Origin of the sequence: Rhodococcus sp. NPDC057135 (assembly GCF_042670865.1) — a bacterium.
In the GTDB taxonomy this organism is placed as follows: domain Bacteria; phylum Actinomycetota; class Actinomycetes; order Mycobacteriales; family Mycobacteriaceae; genus Rhodococcus_F.
Window position 1 is genome coordinate 1 of the sequence record NZ_JBHUUU010000043.1, and the last position, 1,630, is coordinate 1,630.

General features: G+C 61.2%; 1 protein-coding gene. It reads right to left on the bottom strand.

The genetic code is table 11. The annotated features are described in order from the left end of the window. Positions 1 to 1,630 (bottom strand): amino acid adenylation domain-containing protein (locus tag ACFT1A_RS30945; RefSeq protein WP_378450106.1); only part of this gene is annotated, 1,630 nt, incomplete at both ends.

Here is a 1,630-nt window from a genome sequence, read left to right on the forward strand (position 1 = left end):
TTGATGCGGCTGATGAGCCTGGTCGCATTGAGCGAATTACCACCCAACACGAAGAAATCATCATCCAACCCAACCCGCGACCCACACCCCAACACCACCGCAAACGCAGCAGCCACCACCAACTCCGAACCAGAAACCGGCGCCCGAAACACCCGCGAACCAAAAACAGGCTCCGGCAACGCCTTCCGATCCAACTTCCCCGCACTCGACAACGGGAACTCATCAACGACAACCACCACATCCGGAACCATGTACGACGGAAGCACCAACCCCACCGCAGCCCGCGCCCCCACCGAATCCACCGAACTACCCGCATCGGCCGAGGACCCAGCCGTCACATACCCGACCAGACGACTCCCCCCATGCACCACCACCACAGCACCCGAAACACCCGGCAACCCAGCCAACGCCGACTCGATCTCACCGAGCTCGATCCGCACCCCACGAATCTTCACCTGAAAATCCGTCCGACCCAAATACACCAACGACCCAGCAGCACTCCACAACGCACGATCACCCGTGCGATACATCCGAGCACCCACCACAAACGGATTCGCCACAAACCGATCCGACGTCAAATCCGGACGCCGATGATAACCACGCGCCAACTGAGCACCATCGAGATACAACTCACCCGCAACACCCACCGGCACCGGACGCAACCGCGAATCCAACACATACCCACGCGTATTCCACACCGGCGTCCCGATCGGCACCACCCCAGACACCGAACCCACAATCCGATGCGCCGTCGTCGTAATCGCCGCCTCCGTCGGACCATACGTGTTATGCACCGCAGCCGACGTCAACGAACCCAACGCCACCGCAAGCTCCGGCGTCAACTCCTCACCACCGGCAAACAAATGCCGCAACGACCCCAACGCACCACCAAAACCATCAGCCACCAACGCCGCAAGCACCGACGGAACGAACTCCGCCACCGAAATCGCATGCTCGACCATCACACCCGCAAGATAATCCAACTCACGATGCCCACCCGGCCGCGTCACCACCAACCGCGCACCCACCGTCAACGGCAAAAACGACTCCCACACCGACACATCGAACGTGAACGGCGCACGCGCCATCACCCGATCATCCGCACCAACCCCATACTCCCCCGCCAACCACGCCAACTGATTGACAATCGCCCCATGACTGACCGACACACCCTTCGGCCGACCCGTCGACCCCGACGTGAACATCACATACGCCGCATTACCCGACCGCAACGGCGCCACCCGATCACCATCGGAAACCGGACCACCCGACAACCCACCCACATCAAGACCATCAAGAACAACAACATCCACACCCGCCGGCAACACACCCACAAACGCAGAAACCGTCAACACCAACCGCGGCGCAGCCGACTCAACCACAAACCCGATCCGCTCCACCGGCAACTCCGGATCAATCGGCACATACGCACCACCCGCAGCAACAACCGCATGCATCGCCACGATCATCTCCACCGAACGCTCCACCGCAAGCCCGACCAAAACATCCGGACCCACACCACGCCCGATCAACCACCGCGCCAACCGATTCACCCGCACACCGAACTCGGCATACGTCAACACCACATCACCGAACACCACAGCAACACGACCCGACGACACCTCAACCG